This window comes from Streptomyces sp. NPDC004111, from assembly GCF_042874215.1.
Classification (GTDB): domain Bacteria; phylum Actinomycetota; class Actinomycetes; order Streptomycetales; family Streptomycetaceae; genus Streptomyces.
This window is the reverse complement of the sequence record NZ_JBIAMU010000032.1, coordinates 21,428-42,841: the sequence shown is the minus strand read 5'-3', so window position 1 is coordinate 42,841 and position 21,414 is coordinate 21,428. Positions and strand designations below refer to the sequence as shown.

24 protein-coding genes are annotated in these 21,414 nt (G+C 69.7%); 13 read left to right on the top strand and 11 right to left on the bottom strand.

The features are described 5' to 3' along the window. Positions 1-19: 19 nt before the first annotated feature. Positions 20-1,462 (top strand): YibE/F family protein, encoded by a 1,443-nt coding sequence (locus ACFYVL_RS41190; protein WP_389254607.1) that lies wholly within the window; start codon positions 20-22, stop codon positions 1,460-1,462. A 182-nt stretch (positions 1,463-1,644) separates the two neighbouring features. Here the strand turns inward: ACFYVL_RS41190 and ACFYVL_RS41185 are convergent, their stop codons facing one another. The 4 genes from ACFYVL_RS41185 to ACFYVL_RS41170 all read right to left on the bottom strand — a co-directional run bounded on the left by ACFYVL_RS41185 (position 1,645) and on the right by ACFYVL_RS41170 (position 4,077). Further along, complete coding sequence (locus ACFYVL_RS41185; RefSeq protein ID WP_389254605.1) at positions 1,645-2,079, bottom strand: SsgA family sporulation/cell division regulator; 435 nt, start codon at positions 2,077-2,079, stop codon at positions 1,645-1,647. 98 nt (positions 2,080-2,177) lie between these two features. After that, complete coding sequence (locus ACFYVL_RS41180; RefSeq protein WP_389254603.1) at positions 2,178-3,059, bottom strand: IclR family transcriptional regulator; 882 nt, start codon at positions 3,057-3,059, stop codon at positions 2,178-2,180. Between the two features lie 210 nt (positions 3,060-3,269). Next, positions 3,270-3,503, bottom strand: a complete 234-nt coding sequence (locus ACFYVL_RS41175) for a DUF5326 family protein (RefSeq protein WP_389254601.1) — start codon at positions 3,501-3,503, stop codon at positions 3,270-3,272. Positions 3,504-3,759: 256 nt separating this feature from the next. Continuing rightward, on the bottom strand, positions 3,760-4,077 hold the full coding sequence (locus ACFYVL_RS41170) for a cupin domain-containing protein (protein WP_389254599.1): 318 nt from the start codon (positions 4,075-4,077) through the stop codon (positions 3,760-3,762). 72 nt (positions 4,078-4,149) lie between these two features. On the opposite strand from ACFYVL_RS41170, the gene ACFYVL_RS41165 reads away from it, so the two are divergent. The 4 genes from ACFYVL_RS41165 to ACFYVL_RS41150 all read left to right on the top strand — a co-directional run bounded on the left by ACFYVL_RS41165 (position 4,150) and on the right by ACFYVL_RS41150 (position 7,423). Next, a complete protein-coding gene (locus ACFYVL_RS41165) occupies positions 4,150-4,530 on the top strand; it encodes a phage holin family protein (RefSeq protein ID WP_389254597.1) in 381 nt (126 codons plus the stop codon). 4 nt (positions 4,531-4,534) lie between these two features. Next, positions 4,535-5,680, top strand: coding sequence for a cystathionine gamma-lyase (locus tag ACFYVL_RS41160; protein ID WP_389254594.1), 1,146 nt, complete (start codon positions 4,535-4,537; stop codon positions 5,678-5,680). A gap of 284 nt (positions 5,681-5,964) precedes the next feature. After that, positions 5,965-6,861 (top strand): LysR family transcriptional regulator, encoded by an 897-nt coding sequence (locus ACFYVL_RS41155; protein ID WP_389254592.1) that lies wholly within the window; start codon positions 5,965-5,967, stop codon positions 6,859-6,861. A 70-nt stretch (positions 6,862-6,931) separates the two neighbouring features. Further along, on the top strand, positions 6,932-7,423 hold the full coding sequence (locus tag ACFYVL_RS41150; protein WP_389254590.1) for an NUDIX domain-containing protein: 492 nt from the start codon (positions 6,932-6,934) through the stop codon (positions 7,421-7,423). Between the two features lie 84 nt (positions 7,424-7,507). Here ACFYVL_RS41150 and ACFYVL_RS41145 read toward each other — a convergent pair whose 3' ends face one another. Next, the gene (locus ACFYVL_RS41145) at positions 7,508-8,848 is read right to left on the bottom strand and encodes a globin domain-containing protein (protein ID WP_389254588.1); all 1,341 of its coding nucleotides are present in this window, start codon (positions 8,846-8,848) and stop codon (positions 7,508-7,510) included. Between the two features lie 484 nt (positions 8,849-9,332). Between ACFYVL_RS41145 and ACFYVL_RS41140 the strand changes: the two genes are divergently transcribed. The 3 genes from ACFYVL_RS41140 to ACFYVL_RS41130 all read left to right on the top strand — a co-directional run bounded on the left by ACFYVL_RS41140 (position 9,333) and on the right by ACFYVL_RS41130 (position 11,444). Further along, positions 9,333-10,214, top strand: coding sequence for a GNAT family N-acetyltransferase (locus tag ACFYVL_RS41140; protein WP_389254586.1), 882 nt, complete (start codon positions 9,333-9,335; stop codon positions 10,212-10,214). A gap of 228 nt (positions 10,215-10,442) precedes the next feature. Then, a complete protein-coding gene (locus tag ACFYVL_RS41135) occupies positions 10,443-10,901 on the top strand; it encodes a MarR family winged helix-turn-helix transcriptional regulator (RefSeq protein ID WP_389254584.1) in 459 nt (152 codons plus the stop codon). A gap of 147 nt (positions 10,902-11,048) precedes the next feature. Beyond that, positions 11,049-11,444, top strand: coding sequence for a GNAT family N-acetyltransferase (locus tag ACFYVL_RS41130; protein ID WP_389254663.1), 396 nt, complete (start codon positions 11,049-11,051; stop codon positions 11,442-11,444). A gap of 138 nt (positions 11,445-11,582) precedes the next feature. Here the strand turns inward: ACFYVL_RS41130 and ACFYVL_RS41125 are convergent, their stop codons facing one another. Beyond that, positions 11,583-13,076: a serine hydrolase domain-containing protein gene (locus ACFYVL_RS41125; RefSeq protein WP_389254581.1), complete on the bottom strand. Its 1,494-nt coding sequence runs from the start codon at positions 13,074-13,076 to the stop codon at positions 11,583-11,585. 152 nt (positions 13,077-13,228) lie between these two features. On the opposite strand from ACFYVL_RS41125, the gene ACFYVL_RS41120 reads away from it, so the two are divergent. After that, entirely contained in the window at positions 13,229-13,387 is a 159-nt protein-coding gene (locus tag ACFYVL_RS41120) for a hypothetical protein (RefSeq protein WP_389254579.1), read from the top strand. Between the two features lie 66 nt (positions 13,388-13,453). Further along, a complete protein-coding gene (locus tag ACFYVL_RS41115) occupies positions 13,454-14,179 on the top strand; it encodes a GNAT family N-acetyltransferase (RefSeq protein WP_389254577.1) in 726 nt (241 codons plus the stop codon). Positions 14,180-14,317: 138 nt separating this feature from the next. On the opposite strand, the gene dnaB is transcribed toward ACFYVL_RS41115, so the two are convergent. Then, complete coding sequence (dnaB, locus tag ACFYVL_RS41110) at positions 14,318-15,775, bottom strand: replicative DNA helicase (protein ID WP_389254661.1); 1,458 nt, start codon at positions 15,773-15,775, stop codon at positions 14,318-14,320. A 477-nt stretch (positions 15,776-16,252) separates the two neighbouring features. On the opposite strand from dnaB, the gene ACFYVL_RS41105 reads away from it, so the two are divergent. Beyond that, positions 16,253-17,590, top strand: a complete 1,338-nt coding sequence (locus tag ACFYVL_RS41105; RefSeq protein ID WP_389254575.1) for an MATE family efflux transporter — start codon at positions 16,253-16,255, stop codon at positions 17,588-17,590. Between the two features lie 233 nt (positions 17,591-17,823). On the opposite strand, the gene rplI is transcribed toward ACFYVL_RS41105, so the two are convergent. The 4 genes from rplI to rpsF all read right to left on the bottom strand — a co-directional run bounded on the left by rplI (position 17,824) and on the right by rpsF (position 19,527). Continuing rightward, positions 17,824-18,270 carry a 50S ribosomal protein L9 gene (gene rplI / locus ACFYVL_RS41100; protein WP_389254573.1) on the bottom strand — a complete coding sequence of 149 codons (447 nt, stop codon included), beginning with the start codon at positions 18,268-18,270 and terminating at the stop codon, positions 17,824-17,826. Between the two features lie 18 nt (positions 18,271-18,288). Then, positions 18,289-18,525 carry a 30S ribosomal protein S18 gene (gene rpsR / locus ACFYVL_RS41095; protein WP_003967857.1) on the bottom strand — a complete coding sequence of 79 codons (237 nt, stop codon included), beginning with the start codon at positions 18,523-18,525 and terminating at the stop codon, positions 18,289-18,291. Between the two features lie 43 nt (positions 18,526-18,568). Further along, positions 18,569-19,162, bottom strand: a complete 594-nt coding sequence (locus ACFYVL_RS41090) for a single-stranded DNA-binding protein (RefSeq protein WP_389254571.1) — start codon at positions 19,160-19,162, stop codon at positions 18,569-18,571. A 74-nt stretch (positions 19,163-19,236) separates the two neighbouring features. Then, positions 19,237-19,527, bottom strand: a complete 291-nt coding sequence (rpsF, locus tag ACFYVL_RS41085) for a 30S ribosomal protein S6 (RefSeq protein WP_005482942.1) — start codon at positions 19,525-19,527, stop codon at positions 19,237-19,239. Positions 19,528-19,794: 267 nt separating this feature from the next. Here rpsF and ACFYVL_RS41080 point away from each other — a divergent pair, with 267 nt between their 5' ends. Together ACFYVL_RS41080 and ACFYVL_RS41075 are read left to right on the top strand one after the other, a co-directional pair. Then, entirely contained in the window at positions 19,795-20,109 is a 315-nt protein-coding gene (locus ACFYVL_RS41080; RefSeq protein ID WP_389254568.1) for a hypothetical protein, read from the top strand. Between the two features lie 119 nt (positions 20,110-20,228). Continuing rightward, on the top strand, positions 20,229-21,350 hold the full coding sequence (locus ACFYVL_RS41075; protein ID WP_389254566.1) for a lipid II:glycine glycyltransferase FemX: 1,122 nt from the start codon (positions 20,229-20,231) through the stop codon (positions 21,348-21,350). The last annotated feature ends 64 nt before the right edge of the window (positions 21,351-21,414 follow it).

Here is a 21,414-nt window from a genome sequence, read left to right as displayed (position 1 = left end):
TTCTTGCGATGATCGGGCGGTGACCCCATCACAGCCACCCCCACAGCCGACGCCTCCGCCGACGACGCCGGGCCCGCCGCCCCCGCCTGCTCCTCCGCAGGGCCACGGGCACGGTCACAGCCACGGGCACAGCCATGCCCACGGCCCTGTGGCGCCCGTCTCCAAGCACCTGCGCAAGGTGATCGCCGCGGTGCTGATTCCTTTCGCCACGGCCGTCGTTGTCGGTCTCGCCGTGCTGTGGCCGGGGGGTGCGCCCGCGCACGAACGCACCGGCGTGGGCTTCGACCGGCAGACCGAGCAGGGCCGGGTCGTCCAGGTCGACGAGATCGACTGCAAGGAGGCCAACGTCGCCCAGCAGCCCCCGGCGGCCTCCCGGCCGGACGGCGACCCCGCGGCGAAGGCACCCGGGGGCACCTGCAAGAAGGCGTCCGTCGAGGTCGTCACCGGGGCGAACAAGGGCCGCACCTTCACCGAGATCGTCCAGCCAGGTGCGACACGGCAGTTGAAGGAGGGTCAGGGGGTGGTCGTCGCGTACGCCCCCGACGCGCCCCGCGAGCTCCAGTACTCCGTCACGGACGTGACCCGGAAGCTCCCGCTCGCCCTGCTCGCCGGCATCTTCGCGGTGGCCGTGGTGCTCGTCGGCCGGATGAAGGGGGTGATGGCGCTGATCGCGCTGGTCGCGTCGTTCGCGGTGCTGACCCTGTTCATCCTGCCCGCCATCCTCCAGGGGTCGAATCCGCTGGTCGTGGCCGTAGTCGGGGCCAGCGCCATCATGCTGATCGCGCTCTACGCCTGCCACGGGCTCAACGCGCGCACCTCCGTGGCGGTCGTCGGCACGCTCGTCTCGCTGCTGCTGATCGGACTGCTCGGCTCGCTCTTCATCGGCTGGGCGTTCCTGTCGGGCAACATCGACGACAACACGGGCCTGATCCACAGCCTCTACCCGTCGATCGACATGAGCGGGCTGCTTCTCGCGGGCGTCATCATCGGCTCGCTCGGCGTCCTCGACGACGTGACCGTCACGCAGACCTCGGCGGTATGGGAACTCCACCAGGCCGACCCGAGGATGGGCCCGCGCGCCCTCTACCGGGCCGGCATCCGGATCGGCCGCGACCACATCGCCTCCGTGGTGAACACCCTGGTCCTGGCCTATGCGGGCGCCGCGCTTCCGCTGCTGCTGCTGTTCTCCATCGCCCAGAGCAGCGTGGGTACGGTCGCCAACAGCGAGCTGGTCGCGGAGGAGATCGTCCGTACCCTCGTCGGCTCGATCGGTCTGGTCGCGTCCGTGCCGGTGACGACGGCGCTCGCCGCCCTGGTCGTCTCGGCGGACCGCTCGGGCGGCGGATCCGGCGGTACGGGAGCGGCGGGGGCCAGGGCGGTCGGGGCGGGCGCTTCCGGTTCCGGCTCGTCCGTCGTCGCGCCGCCGGTACGGACCGGGCGGGGGCGCCGCCGAAAGACCTGAGGCGGCGGCCGGATTCTCCCGGCCGCCGCCTCTGTTGCCGTTCCTGTTGCCGTTCCTGTCGTCGTCTCGGTCGGCGTCTCTGTTGTCGTCTCCGTCGGCGTTCCTGTGGGGGTTCCTGCCGTCGGTTCCGTCGTCGGTTCCGCTGGTAAACCTCGCCGAACCGCCCTACTCGGGGCGGTGCTTCAACCCGCGTTCTCCTCGGCGAGAATCCGGCCCAGTTCGTCCTCCAGGCACCCGGCATAGTCACTCTGCGTGTGCTCCTGGCCGAGCGGCACGAGCTTGTCCGTGCGGTCGAGGAAGGCCACCAGCGGCGCCGCGCTCGCCCTGAACAGGGCCCGGTCGCCGCCCACCTGGAGCCGGATGTGGACGTCGGCGAGTTCGTCCGGGTCGGTCGGCGCGATGTGCACATCGCCCTCGCCGCAGGGCTCGTTGATCCCGTCGACCAGCAGCTCGCGACCAAAAGACCAGGTCACAGGGGCATCACCGGGAAGGTGGAAGGTCAGGCGAATCGCGTAGGGATCCTTGGCCTCGTACAGGAGCTCCACCGGAATACGAAAGGAGAGCTCCTCCGAGACGAGGAAGCTCATCATCACCTCTGCCTGAACCGACTCGCGCATCGCCAACCCTGCCCTAGATGAAGTGGCCGGAACGATCGCTTCCGGCCCTCTTGACGCCATCGTGCTTGAACCAGAAACAGATCACAAGGAGTGAGTTTTCAGATACTGATAGAGAACATGAGCGAACGGACCACCTCGCCGATTTCGCCGCGCAGCCGTTCGATTGCGGGCCCGAGCCGGGCCTCGTGGGCGAGGGGTACGGAGATCGCCATCACCGCCGCCGTCTGCCCGATGGTGAGCGGGATTCCCGCGCAGACCGTGCCGAGTGCGTACTCCTCGCTCTCCCACATGGTCTGCATGCGCTCCACTGTCGACAGCCGCTCCAGCAGGGTGGCGTCGTCCGTCACCGTGAACGGGGTGATCGCCTCGACGGGGTGGCGGTCGAGGTGGTCGACCCGGGAGCGGGTGTCCAGCTGGGACAGCAGGCACTGGCCGATCACATGGGCGTGCGCCGTCTCGCGGAAGTCCGCCCACTCCTCGACCGCGGGGTTCTCGGTGCTCTCGGCGAGGGCCGCCAGCTCGATCTCGCCCTCGCGGTAGACCGCGAAGTACACGGCGACGCCGAGCGTGTCGCGCCAGCGCTCCATCGTCTCGACGACCACCTCGCGGCGCAGTTGCCCCGACCCGCCGCGCCCGAGCCGGCTGGCCGCCGCACCCAGCACGAAGACACCCTGCTCACGACGGAGGTATCCCTCGTGGGTCAGGGTGCGCAGGAGGTGGTACGCGGTGGGCAGCTGCAACCCGGCCTCCCGGGCGAGCTGCTTTGCGGGTGCGCCGTCCGGATGGTCGCTGACGGCCTCCAGCAGCCGCAGGGCGCGCTGCACCGACCCGATCAGGGTGGGTGCGGGGGCGTCGGCCGGTGCGGGCGGCTGCGCGGGGGCGGGCACGACGGCGGCGCGCGCCCCGGAGGGGGCGGTGGGGCGTACGGATGGGGTGGCCGGGCGAGCGTTCGCTCGTGCGGTGGGCTGGGCTGTGGCCATGGGTCACTCCCGGGGTCCCGAGGGGGCGGTGCCGTCGCCGGGAAGCGGGAGTCCCTAGTGGCGGCAGCGGTTTTTCACCCTAACTGCCATGCCTGGGGCCTCAGTTGTTTTCACGTGTCATGTTCCCCCCGGCGGGCTAACGCCCGTACGGGCTGCCTGGCCCGCCCCACGAGGGGGGCGGGTCCGCGTCGCCGGGGAGAGGGGGCCGCGTCACCAGTCGCGCGAGGAGGATCCGCCCGACGAACTGGACGAGGACATGAACCGGCGGACGACGTAGATCAGACCGCCCACCAGGGCGACGAGCAGCAGCAGCTTGAACAGCAGACCGATCAGCGTGCCGATCGCGGCCAGGATGGTGCCGCCGAACACCAGCAGGACCAGTGCCGGAATCGCGACCCACTTCACCCAGCCCGGCAGACCCGTGAATATTTCCCGTGCAGCCATTGTCTTGCCTCTCCCTCGTGCCGGGTCCTGCCCGGTGCGGTGTGCCTTGGTTTCCCTGCCTTCGATGCTAGGCGGGGAAACACCCCGGGCAGGGGACCCGCAGCCCTTGAAGACCCCTGACCCGACCCCTAGGGAACCTCGGGGTGTTTCACGTGAAACCGTCGGGGACGCGCCCCGGCCGGACCCGTCGGGACACCCGGCTCCGGCACGCTCCCCCGGCCCTCCGGCGAAAGGAGCGTCACCGCGAGCACGCCCCTCAGCTCTCCGGCGGGGAGAACACCACCAGGACCCGCAGGTCCTCGGAGATGTGGTGGAACTTGTGCGTCACGCCCGCCGGCACGTACACCACGCTGCCCCGCGCGACCTGCGTCGTTTCCATGCCGACGGTGATCGCGGCCCGGCCGCTCACCACGAAGTAGATCTCGTCCTCGTTGTGCGGCTGCTGCGGATCGCTCGCGCCCGCGTCGAGCGCGTACAGGCCCGCCGACATGTTCCGTTCCTTGAGGAACTGCAGATACGCGCCGTCGTTGGCGGCACGCTCCGCCTCCAGCTCGTCCAGTCGGAATGCCTTCATGCCCGTCCGCTCCTCACCGGGTGCCAGTGTCCTGCCTGTCTGACACCGATCATCTCTGCCACGATCAGACACATGATGAATTTTGTAGTCAAGACAATCGCCAACGCGGTGGCGCTCTGGGTGGCCGTGCTACTGATCGACGACATCACGCTCACCGGCACGAGCACCGGCCGCAAGGTGGGCACGCTCCTCGTCGTCGCCCTGCTCTTCGGCCTGGTGAACGTGCTGGTCAAGCCGGTGGTGCGGCTGCTCTCCTTCCCTCTCTTCGTGCTCACGCTCGGCCTGTTCACCCTGGTCGTCAACGCCCTGATGCTGCTGCTGACCTCCTGGCTGGCCGACAAGTTCGACCTTGCCTTCCACGTCGAGGGATTCTGGACGGCCGTCGTGGGCGCACTGATCATCAGCATCGTCTCCTGGGCACTGAACATGGTGCTCCCCGACGGAAGGGACTGACCCGATGCCGATATCCGACGAGGACGGCGACGGCACCCGGTCCGTACGGGCCGGACTGCCCGATGCCGTCGCCTACGAGCCGACCCTCCCGGGACCGGTGTTCGCCGCCCACTTCCACCTGCCCGGCGAGCCCACCGGTCCGTACGCCTACGGCCGCGACGACAACCCGACCTGGACCCATCTGGAGCGGGCCATCGGCGAGCTGGAGGCCCCGGGCGGCACCCCCGACGGGCCACCGCACACCACGGTCTTCGCGTCCGGCATGGCCGCCATCTCCGCGGTGCTGCTCTCCCAGGCGAAGGCCGGCGACACCGTGGTCCTCCCCGACGACGGTTACCAGGCACTGCCCCTGGTGCGCGAACAGCTGGAGGCGTACGGGGTCGCCGTGCGCACCGCCCCCACCGCGGGCGACGCACAGCTCGCCGAACTGGCCGGGGCGAAGCTCCTGTGGATCGAGTCCCCGTCCAACCCGGGACTCGACGTGTGCGACATCCGCCGCCTCGTCGACGCCGCCCACGAGGCGGGAGCGCTGGTCGCGGTCGACAACACCCTGGCCACCCCGCTCGGGCAGCGCCCCCTCGACCTGGGCGCCGACTTCTCGGTGGCCAGTGGCACCAAGGGACTGACCGGGCACGGCGACATCCTCCTCGGGTACGTGACGTCCCGGAACGCCGACCTGGCGGCTTCGGTACGACGCTGGCGCAAGGTGGTCGGCGCGATCCCCGGCCCGATGGAGGCATGGCTCGCGCACCGCTCCCTGGCCACGCTCCAGCTGCGGGCCGACCGGCAGGGCGCGAGCGCTCTGGCGCTCGCCACCGCGATCCGGTCGCACCCCTGCGTGACCGACCTGCGCTACCCGGGACTCCCCGAGGACCCCTCGTACGCCGTCGCCTCGCGGCAGATGCGGCGGTACGGCTGCGTGGTGTCCTTCACCCTTCCCGACAAGGCCTGCGCCGAGCGGTTCCTGGCCGGCCTGCGGCTGGTCGACGACGCCACCAGCTTCGGCGGGGTACGGTCCACCGCCGAACGGCGCGGACGGTGGGGCGGGGACGCGGTGCCGGAGGGATTCATCCGCTTCTCGGTGGGCGCGGAGGACCCGGACGACCTGATCGTCGACGTCCTGCGAGCACTCGATGCAGCATCCAGTTAAGTAGCTGGGAGTAGCTGCGATACGTAGGACGGACGGTCCGAACCTCCCCCCTCGTGGCTCGGACCGTCCCGGTTCTGCGCGCGAAGAACCGCCTGCACAAGGCTAGTTGACTCTGCGTCAGTGTCCAATCACAGTAGCGACAGAGACCTATCGACATATTTATACTGCGTCTTCGGGAACACCGGCGGGGACCGGACCACGGTGCCTGGACGGCGGGACGAGGCGGAGTGCCATCCGTGCTCACCACCCGGCGGCCGAGCACCGCGCAACGCGGAAGGCATGACATGGATCTGGCCCTGCTGCGCACCTTCGTCACGGTCCACCGGGCCGGCTCCTTCACCCGGGCCGCCGCCCTCCTCGGGCTGTCCCAGCCCGCCGTGACCGGTCAGATCCGCACGCTGGAACGCCAGCTGGGCCGCCCGCTGTTCCTGCGCCGGGCCCGCGGCGTCACCCCGACCGCCATCGGCGACGAACTCGCCCACCGGGCCGCACCGCACCTGGACGCACTCGTCGAGATCACCGAGAGCGGCCTCGACGACAACTCCGGCGTACGCACCCTGCACCTGGCCGGCCCGCCGGAGTTCACCTCCCTGCGCGCCCTGCCCGCGCTGTCCCCGCTCACCGCGCAGGGCCTGGCCCTGCGCGTGTCCTTCGGCAGCGCCGAGGAGACCCTGGAAGGGCTCGCTGCGGGCCACCACGACCTCGCCCTCACCACCGACCGCCCGAGAGGCGGGCTGCTGACCGCCACCGCCCTCTGCGACGAGGAGCACGTCCTGGTGGCCGCTCCCCGCTGGGCCAAGCACCTCACCCCGGAACTGCTCGCCGACAAGGGAGCCGTCGTCCTGGAACAGCTCCCCGTGGTCGAGGTGCACGAGAGCCTGCCGCTCGTCGCCCGCTACTGGGCCGCCGTCTTCGACACCCCGCCCGCCGCCGCCGGCACCGTCATCGCACCCGACCTGCGCGCCGTGCTCAAGGCCACCGCCGCGGGCGCGGGACTGGCCGTACTGCCCCGCTACCTCTGCGAGGACGAACTCGCCACCGGCGACGTGGTCGCGTTGTACGACCCGGCGGTACCGCCGCTGCGCACCTACTTCCTGGCAGTACGCGCCGGCACGCTCGCCCATCCGCACATCGCGCGGGCGCACGAATGGCTGCTGCGTGCCGCGGGGGACTGGAGCTGAACATCCACGGGCCGGGGGACAACTGGGACACGGGAGTTTCGGAGGGGCCCCGGCGGGCCACGTTATTGCCATGACCGAACGTCCCGTGGTCAAGCGCACCGCACGTGCCGTCCTCCTCGACGGCGACCACCTCGTCCTCATCAAACGCACCAAGCCCGGCGTCGACCCGTACTGGGTGACACCCGGCGGGGGAGTGGAGCCCGAGGACGCCACCGTCGTCGACGCCCTGCACCGGGAGGTCGACGAGGAGCTCGGAGCGAAGGTCACCGATGTGGTGCCCTGTTTCGTCGACACCGTCGAGCAGATCGCGGGCGACGCGGGCAAGGGCGCCGTCGCCGGAGTGAAGGTGCAGCACTTCTTCGTCTGCCGCCTGGAGTCCATGGACCCGTCCCTGCGGCACGGTCCCGAGGTCGACGATCCCCTCGGCGACTACGAGATCGTCCGGGTGCCCTTCAGCCGCGTCGGCATCGCGGCCGTGCACCTCGTACCGCTGTCGCTGCGCCACTACCTCGACGGCAACATCGAGGGCGTACGGGCGCTCCTGGCACCCGACCTGGGCTAGCGCGTTTCCTCCTCGGACGGAAGGAGGGCGGCCGGGACACCACCGGCCCTGTTCCGCGACCGGACCTGCTCCGAAGGACTCGCTCTAGTCCCCCGCTGCCACGAGTTCCTCGACCGAGTCGTGGCGTATTCGGTCGCCGGGAATGCCGACCGTGCGCAGCGCGTCGAGACCACTGCGGATCATGCCGGGCGGACCCGACAGGTAGGCGTCGTACGCGTTCCAGGGACCGAACTTCCGTACCTCGTCCGGGAACTGCGCCCGGTTGTCGACCACCGGACGTACCGAAAGCCACGCATGCGACCGCTGCAGCCGCAGCATGGTGTCGATGTCGTACAGGTCGAAGTCGGTACGCGCTCCGTAGAACACCTCGACCGGACGCCGCTCACCGTGCTCGGCCACGTCCTCCACCAGCGCCTTGATGGGGGCGATTCCCGTCCCGCCGCCGATGCACAGCAGCCCGCTGTCCGTGGTGTGGTCGACCGTCATCGAACCGGCCGGCGGACCCAGTCTCAGCACGTCCCCGGGCCTGGCCCGGTGCACCAGCGCGTTCGACACCCAGCCCGCCGGAACCGCCTTCACGTGCAGCGTGAGCAGACCGTCCGCGCGGGGCGCCGCGGCGAAGGAGTAGTGCCGCCATATGCGGGGCCACCACGGTGTCTCCAGGCTGGTGTACTGCCCCGCCAGGAAGGGATACGGCTGGTCGGGGCGCAGGGTCACGACCGCTATGTCCGGGGTGCGCAGGTCGTGCGCCACCACCTCCGCGTGCCACCAGGCCGGGGAGCGCAGCTCGCTCTCCGCGGCGGCGTCGATCATGATCTGCGAGACCGCCCGGTACGTACGCACCCACGCGTTCTCCGTCTCCTGGTCCCAGGACACCGGGGCGAACCGGGCGAGCGCGCCGAGCAGGGCCTCGCCGACGGCCGGGTAGTGGGAGGGCTGGGTTCCGTACTTGCGGTGCCCGGAACCGAGGTGCTTCAGGTACTCCGACAGCACCTTCGGGTTGTCCATGTGCTCGGCGGCGGTGAGCAGGGCCTTGAACAGCCGGTCCCGCTGCGTGTCCATCGCCGGCGGGAACAGCTCGCGCAGCGCCGGGTACCGGACGAACAGCAACGCGTAGAAGTACGAGGTCGCCCGGTCCGCGACCGGATCGATCTCTGCCAGCGTGCGGCGCACGCGAAGGGCGTCCGGAGACGGCTCGGCGGTCACCCGGGCCCCGGAAGGGGTGCTGGCCACAGGGGCCGTCCCGGCCTCGGGGGATCCCTTGGCGGGAGAAGCGAACCAGCTCGTCTCCATGGGGGTGCCGCCGGATCCCACGGCCTGGACCGCCGCGCCGTTGCGGACGTCTCCCGCTCCGCCGCCCTCGCCACTGCCGGTCGCCGTGCTGCTGTCGTTGGCCGGTGCGGTGCTGGGCTGCGGAGCATCCATTCTGTGCCTCGCCTCGAACATCATGTGGTCGCGCTTCTCCCTCATTGAGAACAAGGCGGAAAAGGCTGCGCGTCGACCTCGGACTGCATTGTCGGCCGCAGTTCCCGTCGTCGCAGCGTGTCAGTCCGTACCTCGAAATGACCGAAGACCGGGAAGTCCGGGTTTCTGATCTCTCCTTCCCTCTAGGCTGCTTTTCGCCCCATGTCCGGGCCCCGCCTGTGACCCCTCGGCCGGGAAGCGCATTCCCAGGAACCCGGGCACCATTCCCCCGCCCCCGCACACAGGGCGGGCTGTGATGTTTCACGTGAAACACCCCGCATGGGCCGGTTGCGCGGAATTGCTGTAGGCCCGGCCGGGCCGTTTCACCGGCCCGCCGGCCACGTTCACCCGCCGTAGGGGCAGCCTTCAACCACGACGTTTCACGTGAAACGGGATCCGCTAAAGCGGTGGACGAACGATCACTGCTTCAGACAGCCTGGCCATCATGCCGATGCCGCTCGCCGAACTTCCGGTCCGTCGCCTCACTCTGCGGGATCTCGCCGCCTGCGCCGACCTCAGCGAAGAGCGCGGCTGGCCACGCACCGAACGTAAATGGGGGCTGCTGCTCACCGCCGGCACCGGGTACGGCATCGACGACCCGGACGCCCCCGAAGGCAAGCGGCTCATCGCCACCTGCACCCTCACCTCGTACGGAACCGGCGCCCCGCACGACCCCTCGTACGCGGTCCTCGGCATGCTCCTCGTCGCCGCACGCCACGAGCGCCAGGGCCTGGGCCGCCGTATGGCCCAGCACGCCCTGGCCGCAGCAGGGAGCGCCCAGGTCTCCTTGTACGCGACCGCCTCGGGCGAAGGCCTCTACCGCCGGCTCGGCTTCACCGCGGCGGGCCGGGCCGACACCTTCCGCGGCCACTTCCGCCCCTCCGGACCGCCGCCCACGATCGCCACCCGCCCGGTCACCCCCGACGACCTGCCCGCGATCATCCGCCTGGACACCGAGACCTTCGGCCACGACCGCACCGCCGTGATCGCCAGGCTGCCCGCTCTCGCAGACCGGTTCCGCGTGGCCGAGGGCCAGGACGGACTGCTCGGCTACGCAGCCGCGTGGCCCGACCGGGACGCCGACACCGTGGGCCCCCTGGTCGCCCGGGACACCGAGACCGCCAAGGCTCTCCTCGCCTCCCTCGCCACCGGCGCCGGCCACCCTCTGCGTCTGGATGTCGACACCCAGCACACGGAGCTCGGCGACTGGCTGAGCACCCAGGGCCTGACGAGGACCGCCTCCAGTACGACCATGTCGTACGGGGCCCCGGTGCTGCCCGGAGATCCCCACCGTCGCTTCGCCCCACTGGCAACCGCCACGGGCTGAGGCCGCCTGCAGCCGGGGCGGGGATACCTTCGGCCCCCGCGCTAACACCGGCCAGGGACTACAACAGCACCCGGTCAGCGTTAACAACAATTGCAGGCGCTCATTACTTGCAAGGGCGGGCTATTGCGTCTGTCGCCTATCCTGGAGACCGGCACAGGCAGCCTGGCCGCTCCGCAGACCGGAGACTGTCCACTCCGCACACCGGAGAAGGGGACGAGGAGAGACCCGATGACCGCGACCGACCCCGCACTCACCGCCCTCGCCCAGGGCTGGTGCGCGCTGTCCCTCCTGCACAGCCGCATCGAGACCCACATCGAGAAGGCCCTTCAGGCCCGCCACGACCTGAGTGTCCGCGAGTACTCCCTCCTCGACGTCCTCAGCCGCCAGCACAACGGACCCGGCGGCCACCTCCAGATGCGCCAGGTCGCCGAGGCCGTACTCCTCAGCCAGAGCGCCACCACCCGTCTGGTCACCCGCCTGGAAGACCGCGGCCTGCTCACCCGCTACCTCTGCGACACCGACCGCCGCGGCATCTACACCGACGTCACCGACATCGGCCAGGACCTCCTCGCGCAGGCCCGCCCCACCCACGACAAGGCCCTGTACGAAGCCCTCGCCAGCGCCGCCGAGAACCCTGAACTCGCACCCCTGGTACGCACCGTGGAAGAGCTGCGCACTCCTGCCTGACCTGCGTAATCTGCGGGCATGACCACCACGGACGACCCCACGCAGCCCACCGACCGCACCGTCGCCGCGGACGAGCGGGAAAGCACCGCACCCGGCAGTCTCGTCATACGCCGCACGGTCGAGGCGGACCTGCCCTCGATCGTCGCGATGCTCGCCGACGACCCGCTGGGCGCCCAGCGCGAGTCCCCCGACGACCTCACGCCCTACCTGGACGCGCTCAAGCGGCTCGACGCCGACCCCAACCAGCGGCTGGTCGTCGCGGAGCGCGCCGGCCGCGTCGTGGGCACCCTGCAGCTGACGTTCGTCCCGGGCCTGTCCCGCAAGGGCGCCACCCGCTCCATCATCGAGGCGGTGAGGGTCCACGCCGACGAGCGCGGCAGCGGCCTCGGCACCCGGTTCATCGAGTGGGCCATCGAGGAATCCCGTGCGCACGGCTGCCAGTTGGTGCAGCTGACCTCGGACGTCACCCGCAAGGACGCCCACCGCTTCTACGAGCGTCTCGGCTTCACGCCCTCCCACGTGGGCTTCAAGCTCGCGCTCTAGCCCCGACCCCGGTCGCAGGCCCCTCCGGACACCCAGGTCCCTCGACCAGGGCTGTCCCCGGACACGCCCCGGCCCGCACCGCGCCCATCGGGCCCGACGCCGCAGGACGAAGTCACGGCGTCGGGCCCTTCGCGTGGCCTAGCCGATGCCGTGCCAGCCCCGCTCGTCCACACCGCCCGGAACCGGGGCCTGCGCGTCGTACACCGACCTGGTGAAGACGAACGACCCCAGGTCGAGGTGGCTGACCGCCCCGTCCTCGGGCCGGCGCACCACCTTCAGCGTCTCCCCCACGTAGTACCCGTCCAGCCCGATCCACGTGCCGTCCGGCCCCGCCCGGAACCGCGAGGCCCTGCCCGCGCCCCCGTGCAGCGGCTCCAACGAGAACCCGCGCCCCGGCAGCAGCCGCAGACCGAACCCGGCCGTGCCCCAGTACCAGGCCCCGGTCAGCTCCAGCAGCTCCCGGTCCACTTCCGCCTCCGGCAACGGCCGCCACACCTCCGGTACGCGCGGTTCCGCCTCCGCCACCAACGCCACGAGCTCCGCCGTCAGCCGTCCCGCCGCCACCCCGGACGTCGCGTTCGCCAGCGCGGCGGCCACCACACCGTCCGCCACGCTCACCCACAGGCCCGCCACGAACCCGGGCAGCGAGCCGCCGTGTCCCACCAGTTCACGGCCGCCGGCCTGTACCACCTGTACCCCGAGCCCGTAGGTCGCGCCCCAGTCACCGGTCACCAGCGGGGCGGCCGACGCCCTCATCTCCCGTACCGAATCCGCACTCAGCACCCGCTCGTCGCCCTCCGCCAGGAAGGCACCGAAGAGGCACAGGTCACCGGCCGTCGACCACAGCTGTCCCGCGGGAGCCATCAGCCCTAGATCCACCACGGGCTCCTCCAGCAGCACGTCCGCCCACGGATGCACCGCCCAGCCCTCCGCGTACGGCGCCTCGGGCTGGGCGCTCGTCCGCGCCATCCCCAGCGGCTCGGTGATCTCCTGCCGCACCGCCTCCGCCCACGGCATCCCGCGCACCGCCTCCACCAGGGAACCGAGCAGCGTGTAGCCGGGGTTCGAGTAGTGGTGCATCCGTCCGGGCTCATGCGGACGCGACTGATCCGTTCGTACGTCACCCAGTACGTCGGACAGCTCGGGCCGCAGGTCACCGGGGGTGCGCTCCCACCACGGGCCCGGCGTCTCCGCTGCCAGACCACCGGTGTGGCCCAGCAGTTGGAAGATCGAGATGTCACCGACGCCGGTCCCCGGAAGGTGCTTCTCCAACGGGTCCGCGAGATCCAGCAGCCCCTCGTCGCGCATCCGCATCACCAGTACCGCCGTGAACGGCTTGGTGATCGACCCGATCCGGTACTGCGTCTCCGGGTCGGCCCCCTGCCCCTCGGCCGCCGTCCCTCGCGCACCGCTCCACACCAACCGCCCCTCCCGTCGCACCGCCGCGGTCAGCGACGGTGCCCGCCCCTCGGCCTGGGCAGTGGCGATCCGGTGCAGCAGGGCCCGCCGGGTGCCGGGCAGCAGGGCGGGTACGTCGGGGTGCTCGGACAGTTCGGGGTGCGTGGAGGGTCCGGGGGGCGCGGAGGAGGCAGCTGAAGGGTTCTCGGACGCTGCGTTCGCAGAAGTAGCCATATGCCACAACTACCTTTTGCGCTCACGCCCGTCGAGCCGATTCCACAGGTCCTCGCCAAGTCCCCGAGGCGCTACACCGCCTCCACCTCACGATCCGACGAGCCCCGGAAATCGGTCGACAGCCCTGCGAAGCGCTGGGAAAGTGACGCACCATGTCGACATCGGAGCCTGTGACCGCCACGGACCTGCGTCTCATGCAAGGGCTGGCGCAGCGTGTCGCCGCGACTCGCCCGGACCTCCTGAACGCCGACACCACGGTCGGCGAGCTGGCCTGGATCTGGGGCAAGGGCCATATCAGCGGCGCCGGCTAGACGCGTCGGCTGTGGTTCTCCGCCGGTGAGCTGGTCGCCTGGGGCTGGGCGCAGCTCCCGCACCAGGTGAAGCTGAACGACGGCACGGTGCGGGACAGCACCGGCGCCTATCTCTCGTACCAGGTGCACCCCGACCACGCGCACCTGGTCGACGAGGTGATCGACTGGTACGAAGCCACGGCGGCGGGCCTGGAGCGCACGGTGATTCCGAGTGCCGCCGACGAGTTCGCCCTGAAACGCTGGGCGGCACACGGCTACGAGGACGACCGGGAAGCACTCGGCGACACCGGCTCCTGGAACCAGCTCAACGAACGCGACCTCGGCGACCTGGCGGAGCCGGTACTGCCGGACGGATTCCGGTTCCGTACCGCCGACGAGGCCGGACCCCGGGCCGTCGTCCAGGCCCATGTGGACGCCTGGTCCCCGTCGACCTACTCGGCGGAGGGCTACGAAGGCGTGCGCGGGACGCCGCCGTACCGCGGTGACCTGCACGTCCTGGTGGAAGCACCGGACGGGACGATGGCCTCCTCCGCCATCATGTGGCTCGACGAACAGAACAGGACCGCGGAGTTCGAGCCGGTCGGAACCCACCTCGACTACCGGCGCCGAGGACTCGCCACGGCGATGCTCCTGCACGGCATGCACCTGGCGAGGGCCGCCGGAGCCCGGCAGATGACGGTCGTCTGCCTGGGTGCGCCGGGCCACTCCGCGGCACGCGAGCTGTACTACGGCGTGGGGTTCCGGAAGGTCTCGCGGGACGCGCCGCTCATCAAGACCGAGCCGAAGGACTGAGCCGCGAACGGCTGAGGCGCGGACCGCTGAGTTGTGGACCGCTGAGTTGTGGACCGCTGAGTTGTGGACCGCGCGTGCGGCTCGGGCGGTCCGCTTCCGGCCACCCGAGCCCCGCGCGGCACGGCTTCCCCTCCGGGATCAGGTCTGCGCCATGTCCACGAAGCGCGAGTAGTGGCCCTGGAAGGCGACCGTGATCGTCGCCGTCGGACCGTTACGGTGCTTGCCGACGATGATGTCCGCCTCGCCCGCGCGCGGCGACTCCTTCTCGTAGGCGTCCTCGCGGTGCAGCAGGATCACCATGTCCGCGTCCTGCTCGATCGAGCCGGATTCACGCAGGTCGGAGACCATCGGCTTCTTGTCCGTACGCTGCTCGGGACCACGGTTCAGCTGGGACAGCGCGATCACCGGCACCTCCAGCTCCTTGGCCAGCAGCTTCAGGTTTCGCGACATGTCCGAGACTTCCTGCTGGCGGCTCTCGCTGCGCTTGGAGCCACCGGCCTGCATCAGCTGGAGATAGTCGATGATCACCAGTTTGATGTCCTGGCGCTGCTTGAGACGTCGGCACTTGGCGCGGATCTCCATCATCGACAGGTTCGGCGAGTCGTCGATGAACAGGGGCGCCGCGGACACGTCGGGCATCCGGCGGGCCAGCCTCGTCCAGTCGTCGTCCGTCATCGAACCCGAACGCATGTGGTGCAGGGCCACCCGTGCCTCGGCGGACAGCAGACGCATCGCGATCTCGTTGCGGCCCATTTCGAGCGAGAAGATCACGCTGGCCATGTTGTTCTGGATCGAGCACGCCCGCGCGAAGTCCAGGGCGAGCGTCGACTTGCCCATGGCGGGACGGGCCGCGATGACGATCATCTGGCCCGGGTGCAGGCCGTTGGTCAGCGAGTCCAGGTCGGTGAAGCCCGTCGGCACACCGGACATCTGGCCGCTGCGCGAGCCGATCGCCTCGATCTCGTCGAGCGCGCCCTCCATGATGTCGCCGAGCGGCGCGTAGTCCTCCGAGGTGCGCTGCTCGGTGACGGCGTAGATCTCGGCCTGCGCGGAGTTGACGATCTCGTCGACGTCGCCGTCGCCCGCGTATCCCATCTGCGTGATCTTGGTGCCGGCCTCGACGAGCCGCCGCAGCACCGCCCTCTCGTGGACGATCTCCGCGTAGTACTCGGCGTTGGCCGCCGTCGGCACCGACTGCACCAGCGTGTGCAGGTAGGGGGCGCCACCGACCTTGGTGATCTCGCCGCGCTTGGTCAGCTCGGCGCTGACCGTGATCGGGTCGGCGGGCTCGCCCTTCGCGTACAGGTCGAGAATCGCCTGGAAGACGGTCTCGTGCGCGGGCTTGTAGAAGTCGTGGCCCTTGAGCACCTCGACGACGTCCGCGATGGCGTCCTTGGAGAGCAGCATGCCGCCGAGCACGGACTGCTCCGCGTCCAGGTCCTGCGGCGGTACGCGCTCGAAGCCGCTGCCCCCGCCGCCGTCCCAGCCGCCGTCGGAACCGCGGTCGTGCCGGTCGTCACGGCCCCGGCCGTCGCCACCGCGCTTGCGGGCGGGTAGACGGTCACCCGGACCGCTGTCGGCCCAGGGGTCGTCCAAGGGCTCGGAAATAGTCACCGGGCCCACCTCCTCCCGTCCGCTCCGCGGACCTCGCTGTGCCACTCTTTCTTACGGCACGGCTCTGACAAATGAGACGCCCGACTTCCGCTTCCGGCACAACAAGTTGGGCGCGAAATGCGACGGGAAGACAGGGCGGGCGCCGGACCACGGTAGGCCCGTGGGCACCTTCAGCCAATCTGGTTATCCACAGGGCCTGTGAGCAACTCGGCACGAGCTGTGGAGAAGTTGGCGGAACCTGTGCACGGAGCGGGGGACAGCGCTGTGGACAAGTTCACAGCCCACCCCTCACCACCCACCTGACCTGCAAAAACGCCATCCACCGCCTGTGGGGGAGAAAAACTTTTCCCCATACCCCAAGATCACTTCAAACGGCGCACGCGCTGACCTCGGAATCGTCGATCCGTAAGGGTTGCAACACCATTGCATCTCTTACCTGTGGAAGATTAGATTGAGTGCATGACCCAGGCTCCCGCGGCAACAGGTACAGGCCGCCGTCGGCACGACCGCGAGATCGTCGCGCTCGCCCTCCCCGCCTTCGGCGCACTCGTCGCCGAGCCCCTCTTCCTGATGGCCGACAGCGCGATCGTCGGCCACCTCGGCACCCCCCAGCTGGCCGGCCTCGGCATCGCCTCCGCGCTGCTCACCACGGCCGTCAGCATCTTCGTCTTTCTCGCGTACGCCACCACCGCCGCCGTCTCCCGCCGCGTCGGTGCCGGGGACATGGCCGCCGCCATCCGCCAGGGCATGGACGGAATCTGGCTGGCCCTGCTCCTGGGCTCACTGGTGATCGCGGCGGTGCTGCCCACCGCCCCCGGCCTGATCGACCTCTTCGGCGCCTCCGACACGGCCGCCCCCTACGCCATCACCTATCTGCGGATCTCCAGCCTCGGCATCCCGGCCATGCTCGTCGTCCTGGCCGCCACCGGCGTACTGCGCGGCCTCCAGGACACCCGGACCCCGCTGTACGTGGCCATCGGCGGCTTCGTCGCCAACGGCATCCTCAACGTGCTCCTGGTGTACGGGTTCGGCCTGGGCATCGCCGGCTCCGCCTGGGGCACGGTCGCCGCGCAGTGGGCGATGGCCGCCGTCTACCTCGTGGTGGTCGTACGGGGAGCCCGCCGCCACGACGCCTCCCTGCGCCCGGACGCCGCCGGGATACGGGCCTCCGCCCGAGCCGGTGCACCGCTCCTCGTCCGTACGCTGTCGCTGCGCGCGGTACTGATGATCGCCACGGCGGTCGCGGCGCGCCTCGGTGATGCGGACCTCGCCGCCCACCAGATCATCGTGACCCTGTGGAACCTGATGGCGTTCGCCCTCGACGCCATCGCGATCGCCGGACAGTCGATCATCGGCCGCTATCTCGGTGCCGGGGACAAGGAAGGCGCCCGTGCCGTCTGCCGTCGCATGGTCGAGTGGGGCATCGCCGCCGGTGTGGTGCTCGGCATCCTGGTCGCGCTCTCCCGCCCTCTCTTCGTCCCGCTCTTCACCAGTGACCAGGTGGTGCACGACACTCTGCTGCCCGCGCTCGTGGTGGTGGCTCTCAGCCAGCCGATCTCCGGGGTGGTCTTCGTGCTCGACGGTGTCCTGATGGGCGCGGGAGACGGCCCCTACCTGGCCTGGGCCATGCTCGTCACGCTCGCGGTCTTCGCTCCGGTGGCACTGCTCGTACCGTCCCTGGGCGGCGGACTGACCGCGCTGTGGTGTGCGATGACGCTGATGATGGCGGTCCGGATGGCCACCCTGTGGTGGCGGACCCGCTCGGGCCGCTGGCTGGTCACGGGCGCGACGCGCTGACCTCACCGGTGCTGGGCCCCTCATCGGCGCGCTGTGCTGCTGCGCTGCTGCCGTCTCACGGCCGGTGTGCCCCGCTGCGGCGCCGGGCTGTGTCCGGACGCCGTGTTTCACGTGAAACACGGTCGGGGCGACATGCCCGCCCCGACCCCCGACAACGCAGGAAGGGCCGCACCCCGAGGGGTGCGGCCCTTCCTTCTGCTCAGACCTGCTCAAGCAGAGGTGGTGTGCTGCACTCAGGCAGCGACGACCTCGACGCCGAGCTTCGCGGCCACGTCGGCGTGCAGACGCACGGAGACCTGGTGCGAACCGAGGGTCTTGATCGGGGAGCCCAGCTCGACGCTGCGCTTGTCGACCTTCGGACCACCGGCGGAGACGATCGCGGAAGCGACGTCGGCCGGGGTCACGGAGCCGAAGAGACGGCCGGCGTCGCCGGAGCGAACGGCCAGAACGACCTTCGTGCCCTCAAGCTTGGCCTTGACCTCGTTGGCCTGCTCGATGGTCGCGATCTCGTGGATCTTGCGGGCGCGGCGGATCTGCGCCACGTCCTTCTCGCCGCCCTTGGTCCAGCGCAGCGCGAAGCCGCGGGGAACCAGGTAGTTACGGGCGTACCCGTCCTTGACGTCGACGACGTCGCCGGCGGTGCCGAGGCCGGAGACCTCGTGGGTCAGGATGATCTTCATTTTTCGGTCACCCTTTCCTTATCGCGCGGTGGACGTGTAGGGCAGCAGCGCCATCTCACGGCTGTTCTTGACGGCCGTGGCGACGTCACGCTGGTGCTGCGTGCAGTTGCCGGTCACGCGGCGGGCACGGATCTTGCCGCGGTCGGAAATGAACTTCCGCAGCATGTTCGTGTCCTTGTAGTCCACGTACTGGGTCTTGTCCTTGCAGAAAGCGCAGACCTTCTTCTTAGGCTTGCGCACAGGCGGCTTCGCCATGGTGTTTCTCCTGTGTGATCAAGAAGTGGGAGTTCGAGCTGCCCTAGAAGGGCGGCTCGTCCGAGTAGCCACCGCCGCCGCCGGAGTTGCCGGAGTTTCCACCCCAGCCACCTCCGCTCTGCTGCGACTGTCCACCGGCCGGCGCGCTGGAGGCCCAGGGGTCGTCGGAGGGTGCTCCGCCGCCCTGCTGGCCGCCACCGGAGCCGCCGCCCCAGTTGCCGCCGCCACCCTGCTGCTGGCCGCCACCGCCGTACCCGCCCTGACCGCCGCGACCGGTGGTCTTGGTGACCTTGGCCGTGGCGTTCTTGAGGCTGGGGCCGACTTCCTCGACGTCCAGTTCGTAGACCGTGCGCTTGATGCCCTCACGGTCTTCGTAGGACCGCTGCTTCAGCCGGCCCTGCACGACTACGCGCATGCCTCGCTGGAGCGACTCCGCGACGTTCTCCGCCGCCTGACGCCAGACCGAGCAGGTGAGGAACAGGCCTTCGCCGTCCTTCCACTCATTGGTCTGCTTGTCGAAGATGCGGGGAGTGGACGCGACACGGAACTTCGCGACCGCCGCACCGGACGGGGTGAAGCGCAGCTCGGGGTCGTCGACGAGATTGCCGACGACCGTGATGACGGTCTCGCCTGCCATGGGTGAACCTCTCGGCGGGGATTGCTGCTGGCTGCTGTGGTGCTACTCGGACCCGATTACCGCTGAACCGAGGTTCAGTGGGTCTCGGGGCGGAGGACCTTGGTCCGGAGGACCGACTCGTTCAGGTTCATCTGTCGGTCGAGCTCCTTGACGACCGCAGGCTCGGCCTGCAGGTCGATGACCGAGTAGATGCCCTCGGGCTTCTTCTTGATCTCGTAGGACAGACGACGACGGCCCCAGGTGTCGACCTTCTCGACCTTTCCGTTGCCCTCACGGACGACGGAGAGGAAGTTCTCGATCAGGGGGGCGACAGCGCGCTCCTCAAGATCGGGGTCGAGGATGACCATCACTTCGTAGTGACGCATGTGGAACCCACCTCCTTTGGACTCAGCGGCCACGGTCGTTCCGTGGCAGGAGGGTCGTGATGCGTACGCAACGGTATCGACTGCCACTGACAATCCCGTGGGACGAGCCCACGGATTCGTTTTCTGGCAGGGGTGACACCGGTGCAGACCGTTCAGAGTACCCGTAGAGAGGCTTCCGGTTGAAATCGGGCCGGGAGGGGACGCAATCTGTACACATCGGGGTGTGAGCGGCGCTACAGTGCGCCGCCTTCTGCCAGGAGGTGCCTCATGGCACAGGCCATGCGACGTGACTCGTCCTTTTCCCTCTTCGCGACCGACGGAAAGCCTCATCCCCTCCAGGACACACTGATGGCCGTGACACTGGTGCTGGGTGTGCTGGCGCTCGTGACGGCCATGTTCCACAACCTCCACCTGCTGAGTTCCTGGTCGGGGCTGATCGGGATCCTCACCGGCGGTTACGGGATGTTCGTGTCCGCGACCACCCGGGAGAGGTTCGTCATCGTCCTCGGTCTGGGCGCCTCCGCCGTCGGCTTCTTCCTCGGGATGGCACACGGCGGACTCTTCGGCGGCGTCCTGGGCTGAATGCGGCGTTGTCCTGGCCACACACGGCCAGACGGGGCGCTCCTTGGGCGCAGTAGGCTTCGGCGCGAGAGCCGGAGCCCCTGACCCCATGGGGACACAGCTGCCGAGGAGTGCCCCGCATGACGAGCCTGACCCTGAGGACCATCAGCCGAGAGCAGCATCTGGCATACATCCAGAGCCTGCCCGCGGCGAGCCACATGCAGGTCCCGGCGTGGGCCGACGTGAAGGCGGAGTGGCGCTCGGAGAGCCTGGGCTGGTTCGACAAGACCGGCGAACTGGTCGGTGCCGGCCTGGTTCTCTACCGTCAACTCCCGAAGATCAAGCGTTACTTGGCCTACCTTCCCGAAGGCCCGGTCATCAACTGGTACGCCCCCAATCTGGACGACTGGCTGCAGCCGATGCTGGCGCACCTGAAGCAGCAGGGTGCCTTCTCGGTGAAGATGGGCCCGCCGGTGGTCATCCGCCGCTGGAACGCGGCCGCCATCAAGTCCGGTATCCAGGACCCCGATGTGAAGCGCCTGCGCGACGTCGAGGCGTCGCACATCGAGCCGCGCGCCTTCGAAGTGGCGGACCGGCTGCGCAAGATGGGCTGGCAGCAGGGCGAGGACGGCGGCGCCGGCTTCGGTGACGTCCAGCCGCGTTACGTCTTCCAGGTGCCGCTGGCCAACCGGTCGCTGGAGGAGGTCCACAAGGGCTTCAACCAGCTGTGGCGGCGCAACATCAAGAAGGCCGAGAAGGCCGGCGTCGAGGTGGTCCAGGGCGGTTACGGCGACCTGGCCGAGTGGCAGCGGCTCTACGAGATCACCGCGGTGCGCGACCACTTCCGTCCCCGTCCGCTGGAGTACTTCCAGCGCATGTGGTCGGCGCTCAACACCGAGGACCCGAACCGGATGCGGCTGTACTTCGCCCGCCACAACGGGGTGAACCTGTCCGCTGCGACGATGCTCGTGGTCGGCGGTCACGTCTGGTACTCCTACGGCGCCTCCGACAACATCGGCCGCGAGGTGCGTCCGTCGAACGCGATGCAGTGGCGGATGCTCCGCGACTCGTACGCGATGGGCGCCTCGGTCTACGACCTGCGCGGCATCTCCGACTCCCTGGACGAGACGGACCACCTCTTCGGTCTGATCCAGTTCAAGGTGGGCACGGGTGGCGAGGCCGCCGAGTACCTGGGCGAGTGGGACTTCCCGCTCAACAAGCTGCTCCACAAGGCGCTGGACATCTACATGTCCCGCCGCTGACCCTCGGCACGCGTACGCGCGTCTCCCCAGGCGTACGCGTCCGTGCACGCGTACGTCCGCACCA